Source organism: Microbacterium sp. LWO12-1.2, assembly GCF_040675875.1.
Taxonomy (GTDB): Bacteria; Actinomycetota; Actinomycetes; order Actinomycetales; family Microbacteriaceae; genus Microbacterium.
Genome location: NZ_JBEGII010000003.1, coordinates 1 through 7,637, shown reverse-complemented (window position 1 = coordinate 7,637; position 7,637 = coordinate 1). Strand labels below are relative to the sequence as shown.

Sequence of the window (7,637 nt, the reverse complement as noted above, 5' to 3'; positions counted from 1 at the left end):
ACGCCCGAATCGGGTCGCCCTGCTGCGCACCCGAACTCGCGGTTCACCGTCTCGGCCGCGCAGTGCCCGCAGATCTCCGAGGACTGGGAGCAGGCGGTGCCGCTCGACGTGATCCTCTTCGGTGGTCGTCGTGCCACCAACGTCCCGCTCGTGGTCGAAGCGACCGACTGGACGCACGGGGTGTTCCTCGGGTCGACCATCTCGTCGGAGCGCACGGCAGCGGCCGAGGGCACGCTCGGAGAACTGCGTCGCGATCCGTTCGCGATGCTGCCGTTCTGCGGCTACAACATGGGCGACTACTTCGCGCACTGGCTCAAGGTCGGCCGCAGCCTCCGCTTCGACCGGGCGCCGCGTATCTTCCAGGTGAACTGGTTCCGCCGCGGCTCCGACGGCCGGTTCCTGTGGCCCGGATTCGGCGACAACTCGCGCGTCATCGACTGGATCATCCGTCGCGTCGCGGGCGAGGTGCCGGCGGTGGACAGCCCGATCGGCCGACTGCCGCGGGTGGAGGACCTCAATCTGGACGGACTCGACATCGCGCAGGCGGATCTCGACGAGCTGTTCTCGATCGACTCGGCGGCCTGGCTCGCCGAGGCCGACCTGACGGAGGAGTTCTTCGACACCTTCGGCGACAAGCTGCCGGCCGCGCTGCGCGCCGAGCTCGCGTCGCTGCGCTACCGCCTCGCTAAGGCGTAGCACCCAGACAAGGTGCCGGTTCGGGGGATCCGGCACCCCAGGCGCCCGCAGGGTGCCGAACCAGCGACGGCGGAATGGCGGAGACAGCCCATGGCTGAGTGGTCTCCGGCGTTCCGCCGTCGCTCATGCCAGCAGTTGATGCCTGGCGAGGTCGCGGTAGAGCGGTGTGGACTCGACGAGCTCGGTGTGCGTCCCCTGACCCACCACCGCCCCGTCCTGCAGCACGATGATGAGGTCGCTGTCGACGACGGTCGACAGGCGGTGCGCGATCACGATGAGCGTGCGGTCGGAGGAGACGGCGTCGATGGCCTCTCGCATCCGCCGTTCGTTGACGCCGTCCAGTGACGAGGTCGATTCATCCAGCAGCAGGATCGGTGCCTCGGTGAGCAGCGCCCGCGCGATGGCGAGGCGCTGACGTTCGCCGCCGGACAGCATCACGCCGTCCTCTCCGACGGGCGCCTCGAGGCCGAGCGGGCTCCGCTCGAGCACGTCGCCGAGGTTCACCGCGTGCAGCACGCGCTCGCAGTCGGCATCGGATGCCGCAGGAGCGGCGAGCCGCAGATTGTCGGCCAGGGTGCCCGCGAGCGTCGGGGCATCCTGCTCCACGTAGCCGAAGTGCGCGCGCAGCTCGTCGCGCGGGTAGGTGCGGGCGTCGTGACCGTGCAGGCGGATGGAGCCGCCGGTCGGATCGTAGAACCGCTCGAGGAGGGAGAGGATCGTGCTCTTGCCGGCGCCGCTCGGCCCGACGAGGGCGACGCGCGCCCCGCGTGGTACGGCGAACGAGACGCCGCGCAGGACTTCCCGTGCCGGAGCCGGGGTGCCCGCGTCATCCGCGCGCTCCAGATGGGCATCGGCGAGAAGCGTGTGCGCGGCGAGGGCGGCGGCCTGACGTGCGGCGACGACGTTCTCGGGGTACTGGAATCGCACATCGCGGAACTCCACAGCGGGAGCATCCACGTCGGACCCGGAACGGGAAATGGATGCCGCAGCCACCGCGTCGTCCTGTTCCTCGGTCGGCAGGTCCAGAACCTCCTGAATACGGCCGAGGGCGCCGAGGGCCTGATTCACCGAGGTGATCGCACCGAATGTGGAGGCGAGCGGCATCACCAGCATGAACAGGAACATGATGAACGTGATGAGCGAAGCGATCGTGATCGCGCCGGCCGCGACACGGAACCCGCCCACGCCGAGAACCACGAGCAGAGACAGCTGCAGCGCGATGCCGGCGATCGGGACGACGAGCGACGAGATCTTCGCGATCTTCACGCCGAGCCCGTAGGCGTCGGTGGCGAGTTCCGACACGGCGGTGGTCTCGCGCTCGGTGGCACCGGAGGCGCGGATGGTGCGAATCGATCCCACGGCGCGCTCCACGCCGGAGGCGAGCTCGCCCACCTTCTCCTGCTGCGCCGTGGATGCGGTGCGGATGCGTCCACTGAGGATGGTGACGACCACGACGCTGACGCCGATCACCACCACGATGAGCAGGAGGAGGATCGGGTCGATGATGAGCATGGCGATGAGGGCGCCGAGGAACAGGATGGCGCTGCCGACGGCATCCGCCAGCCCCTGCGTGAGCACGGCGTAGAGCAGTGTCGTGTCGGTTCCGACGCGCGAGACGAGGTCGCCCGTTCGGCGGGCGTCGAACTCGCTGATCGGCAGGTGCAGGATGCGGGCGATGAGCTTTCGGCGGCTCGACAGGACCACGGCGGTGCCGGTGCGCTGCAGGAGATAGTGCTGGTAGCCGGAGATGACCGACGACACGACCACGAGTCCGACGAGCACCCACACCAGGATCCCCAGGCCGCGCTGGGACTGCACCGCCTCGATGACCTGGCCGACGAGGAGGGGTTGTGCGAGTGAAGTCGCTGCTCCCACCACACTCAGCACCGCGACGACGACGAGAGTGCGCTTGTGCTCGAAGAGGAAGGGGAGAAGCTGGCGGAACGTGGCGCGCGGACCATCCTGCTGCGCGCCTCGTCCGCGTCGGCGTGGCGTCGCCGTGCGGGACATTCGGGACCTCGATCTAGAAGGGGTACTTCGACCGTACTTCCTGTGAAGACGGATTCTGTGGGTCGGCTGAGTGATCAGCTTCGGCCGTACTTGCGGTGCGCAGCCTGTTTCGTCACGCCGAGCGCGCTCGCGATCGCCTGCCAGGAGTACCCTGCATTGCGTGCGCGGCGCACCTGGGCTTCCTCGCTGCGCGCGATCTCCTGCCGGGCGCCGGCGAGCCGATGCAGTTCGGCCAGGGGCTCGCCCCCGTCTTCCTGTGCGATCGCGGTCTGCAAAGTCATGAGTGGACCTCCTCCTGCGTCAATACTTGTTGACTCAGGAACTTTTGTCAACAGAGGTTGACGTCACGTGCTTCGAAGAGCACAAAGGGCTGCATTTCGCGAGGAAATGCAGCCCTTTGCGCTCCTTGAAGGGAACGGGGAGCTACAGCTCGACCGCGGCCGCGAGCCCGAGGTCCTCCTCGTAGTCGATGTCCTTCGTCTCCGGCGCGAAGATCAGCGCGATGAACGTCAACACGGCCATCGCCGACAGGTAGAAGCCGACCAGCCACGGCTCACCGCCGGCTGCGGCCCACAGGGCGACGGCGATGATCGGCGCCACCGCGGCACCGAGGATCGACGAGACGTTGTAGGAGATCGCTGAGCCGGTGTAGCGGACGTTCGTGGGGAAGAGCTCGGGCAGCATGGCCCCCATCGGCCCGAAGGTCGCACCCATCAGCAGGAAGCCGACGATGAGGAAGATCTGCGTCATCGTTGCGGTGAGGGCCGGTGTCGCCTGCGGCAGGAGGAAGAAGTTGAACGTGAGTCCGAAGAGCACGATCGCACCTGTGACGCCCAGCAGGAGTTTGCGGCGGCCGATCCGATCGGCGAGCGGACCGCTGACGAGCGTGAAGATACCGAAGAACACCACACCCACGATCTGCATCAGCACGAAGTCGGTATAGCCGAATCCGAGTCCGGGATAGAACTGATCGGCGAACGCGGCGGCGTCGAAGTCCTTGCCCGCTGCCTCGGCGGCGGCTTGGGCTGCGGCGGATGCCGTGTCGAGCGAAGCCGCCTTGGTGCCGTAGCTGAGGGTGAAGTTCGTCATCAGGTAGAACAGCACGTACGTGGCCAGCATGATGAATGTGCCGAGGATGAGGTGCCACCAGTGGTGCCGGAAGACGGTGGCGAGGGGAAGTTTGCGGATCGCGCCCTTCTCGGTCGCCTTCGTGAAGGTCTCGGATTCCACGAGCTTCAGACGCACCCACAGGCCGATGATGACCATGACGGCGGAGAAGAGGAACGGGATCCGCCAGCCCCAGGCGAGGAAGGCTTCGGACTTCAGCGCCGGATTCTCACCGTGCGGCAGCAGCCAGTTGATGGCGAGGAAGATCCGTTGGCGATGATGAATCCCAGCGGTGCGCCGAGCTGGGGGAAGGTGCCGTACCAGGCGCGTTTGCCCTTCGGTGCGTTCTCGGTGGCGACCAGCGCCGCGCCCGACCATTCGCCGCCGAGCGCGAATCCCTGCGCCAGGCGCAGAATCAGCAGCAGAAGAGCTGCGACCCAGCCGATCTGCTGGAACGTCGGGAGCAGCCCGATGATGAAAGTCGCGATGCCCATCGTGAGCAGGGAGGCGACGAGCGTCGCCTTGCGACCGAACTTGTCGCCGAAATGTCCGAAGACCATCGCGCCGATCGGGCGCGCCACCATCGCGGCGCCGAACACCGCGAACGAGGCAAGAAGGGATGTGGTGTCGTTCCCGGTCGGGAAGAACAGCACGGGGAACACGAGCACGGCTGCCGTCGCGTAGGCGTAGAAGTCGTAGAACTCGATGGTCGTGCCGACCAGACTCGCCGTGATGACCCGTGAGCGCGGGTTCGCGGGCGCTGTTGCAGTGCTCAAGAGTGCTCCTCCGATCGTCGCTCCGTGCGGAGCACGTGGGAGTTTACGCCTTCCTGAACGTCAGCTGTGCGAACCCGGCGCGCGTCATTCCTCCGTGTCGCCCAGAGAGAGCTCCGCGACGAAACCAGCGCGCGGCGCGAGCAGCTGGTCGAGTTCGAGAACGACCAGCCGGTTCGTGCCGGCCTTCGTCGCCGGCGACGGGACGTACATCGTGCGCTGCGGTCCGTTGCGCCAGTAGCGGCCGAGGAAGAAGCCGTTCACGAACGCGTAGCCCTTGCCCCAGCATGAGATGTCCAGGAACAGATCCGAAGAGGATTCCAGCGTGAACTCGCTCGTCCATGCGTTGGCTCCGGCGACGGCGGGAGCCTCTCCTGCGCGTTCGGCGACGTCGGCAGCGATGCTCGCGACATCGAGTGGCGTTGCGCGCCAGCCATGCAGCGGCACATCGTCGAGAGTCGGGGTGCCGATCAGGCCCTTCTCCTCGCCGAGGCGCTGGCCGTAGTTCACGCGACCCTGATCCTCGACGAGGATGCTGAGGGTGTGCCCGGCAGGAATCGAGATCGCCCGGTCGTGACGCATCCGCGAGAGGGTTCCGACGTTCTGGCCGTCGACGCTGACCCAGCCGATGTCGCGGACGCCGTCGATCCGGAGCACGCCACCCGCGGAGTCCGGCAGATCGATGTCATAGCGGATGAGGGAGCTGAGGTGATTCAGGTCGTCGAAGGTCGCCGGGGCGTCGGTGGGCGCAGCGGATGCCGTGGCATCGGTCCACGCGCCCGATGGGGTGAGCGGCACGGTGAACACCGGTGCCGCTGCGGGCTGTTCGGGCAGGTCATCCGGCACGGGGGCGTACTTCTCTATCACGTCACGGAACGCGAAGAACTTCGCGGTGGGGTTGCCCGCCTCGTCGAGGGGAGCGTCGTAGTCGTACGACGTGGCCAGCGGAAGGTAACGGCCTTTGTGATTCGCGCCGTTCGTGAGGCCGAAGTTCGTGCCGCCGTGGACCATGTAGATGTTCACCGAGGCTCCGGCGGCGAGGAGAGCATCGAGCTCTTCCGCGGCGACGGCCACATCGGTGGTGTGGTGCACACCGCCCCACCAGTCGAACCAGCCGTCCCAGAACTCGGAGCACATCAGCGGGCCGGTCGGCTGGTGCCTGCGAAGGGTCGCCAGGCGCTCGTTGCTGCGTGAGCCGAACGAGCCGGTCCGATGAAGGCCGGGAAGGCTGCCATCGTCGAGCATCTGGTCGATGGGCTGGTCGACTGTGGTGAGCGGAACGGTGATGCCGGCGTCCCGGGTGACCTCGACGAGCGCCTCGAGGTAAGCCTTGTCGGAACCGTACGCTCCGTACTCGTTCTCGATCTGCACGAGCACCACGGGTCCGCCGTGATCGATCTGGCGCGGGGCGACGATCTCATACACGCGGCGCAGGTAAGCGCTGACTTCGGCGAGATATGCCGGCTCGGAGGAGCGCAGCTCGCGGCCCGCTCCGGTGAGCCAGGTCGGCAGCCCGCCGTTGTGCCATTCCGCGCAGATGTAGGGACCGGGGCGCACGATGGCATCCATGCCCTCGGCATGCACGAGGTCGAGGAACCGGCCGAGATCGTTCCAGCCGCTCGCGTCCCATTCCCCTCGTCGCGGCTCGTGAGCGTTCCACGCGACGTAGGTCTCGATCGTGTTGAGACCCATCAACCGCGCCTTGCGGATGCGGTCCTGCCACTGATCCGGGTGCACGCGGAAGTAGTGGAGGGCGCCGGAGATCACGCGGTGGGGCCGGCCGTCACGGAGGAAGTCGGACTCGCCGATGGAGAAGGAGGTCACGTTGTAGTGCTTTCGATCATGGTGGGGCGGGCGGGATCGAATCCCGCCCGCCCGGTTCGGAGGTTACTTGTTGACGGTGAAGCCCTGCGCGTTGCCGTATTCGGCGAGCGCATCCTGCCAGGCGGCGAGACCCTCGTTCAGGTCGGTGCCGTTCTGGTACGACTGACCGACGGTGTCGCCGAAGATGCTGTTCGCGTAGACCTGGTAGGGCAGGTAGCTCCAGTCCTCGACCACGTCGTCTGCAGCCCCGGCGAGAACTTCGTTGATCTTCTGGCCGCCGAAGTACTCGGGTGCGTCGCTGAGGAACTCCTCGCTGGACAGTTCGGCCGTCGTCGACGGGAAGCCGCCGCTCTCGAGGAAGATCGAGATGCTCTCCTCGGAGTTGTTCAGCCACCACAGGAAGCCGGCTGCGAGCTCCGGGTTCTTGCTCTGCGACGTGACAGCCTGGCCGCCGCCACCGTTCTCAGCGCTTGCTGCGGTGCCGTCGTAGGTCGGCATCGGTGCGACCCGCCAGTCTCCGGCGCCGTCGGGGGCTCCGGAGATGAGGTTGCCCGGCATCCAGGCTCCGATCACCAGGGTCGCGAGGCTGCCGTCGCCGAGGGCGCGGAACCACTCGTCGCTCCAGCTGCCGTAGGGAGCCAGGAGATCTTCCTCGACGAGGCGGTTCCAGTTCTCGGTCCACTTCTTGGTTCCGGCGTCCGCCAGGTCGAGCGTGACGTCGGTGCCCGACGTCTGGAACGGCTGTCCGCCGGCCTGCCAGATCATCGAGGTCGCGAAGCCCGCGTCGCCGATGTCGTTGGTGATGTACGCGGACGGGTTGGCGGCGTGGATCGTCTTGGCGGCCTCGTAGTACTCGTCCCAGGTGGTCGGTACGGCGACGCCAGCGGCGTCGAAGACGGCCTTGTTGTAGAACAGTGCCATGGGCCGGAGTCCTGCGGCAGGCCGTAGATCGCGTCGCCGTCGGTGACGGAGTTCCAGGTGGAGGCGGTGTAGTCGTCCTCGAAGTCGGCGAAGCCGTACTGCGACAGATCGGCGAACGCGTCGGTGAGCGCGAACTGCGGGAAGGCGTAGTACTCGATCTGCACGACGTCAGGCGCGCCGGAGCCCGCCTTGATCGCGTTCTGCAGCTTGGTGTACTCCTCGTTGTTGGTACCCGCGTTGACGAGGTTCACCTTGACGTTCGGGTACTCCTTCTGGAACGCCTTGACCTGTGCCTCCGCAGAGGGG

4 protein-coding genes and 2 pseudogenes are annotated in these 7,637 nt (G+C 67.0%); 1 reads left to right on the top strand and 5 read right to left on the bottom strand.

Annotation, left to right across the window (positions count from 1 at the left end):
- Positions 1 to 696, top strand: a 696-nt coding sequence (locus MRBLWO12_RS19435) for a phosphoenolpyruvate carboxykinase domain-containing protein (protein WP_363558695.1), incomplete at its 5' end; no start/stop codon positions are given.
- 123 nt (positions 697 to 819) lie between these two features.
- Here MRBLWO12_RS19435 and MRBLWO12_RS19430 read toward each other — a convergent pair.
- From MRBLWO12_RS19430 to MRBLWO12_RS19410, 5 genes and pseudogenes are all read right to left on the bottom strand, one after another.
- Complete coding sequence (locus MRBLWO12_RS19430) at positions 820 to 2,706, bottom strand: ABC transporter ATP-binding protein (RefSeq protein WP_341975484.1); 1,887 nt, start codon at positions 2,704 to 2,706, stop codon at positions 820 to 822.
- Positions 2,707 to 2,780: 74 nt separating this feature from the next.
- Positions 2,781 to 2,987, bottom strand: a complete 207-nt coding sequence (locus MRBLWO12_RS19425) for an AsnC family protein (RefSeq protein ID WP_341975483.1) — start codon at positions 2,985 to 2,987, stop codon at positions 2,781 to 2,783.
- Between the two features lie 142 nt (positions 2,988 to 3,129).
- Positions 3,130 to 4,589: pseudogene (locus MRBLWO12_RS19420) on the bottom strand (MFS transporter).
- An 84-nt stretch (positions 4,590 to 4,673) separates the two neighbouring features.
- Positions 4,674 to 6,410 carry a glycoside hydrolase family 35 protein gene (locus MRBLWO12_RS19415; RefSeq protein ID WP_341975481.1) on the bottom strand — a complete coding sequence of 579 codons (1,737 nt, stop codon included), beginning with the start codon at positions 6,408 to 6,410 and terminating at the stop codon, positions 4,674 to 4,676.
- Between the two features lie 63 nt (positions 6,411 to 6,473).
- A pseudogene (locus MRBLWO12_RS19410) lies at positions 6,474 to 7,582 on the bottom strand (extracellular solute-binding protein).
- Positions 7,583 to 7,637 lie beyond the last annotated feature (55 nt).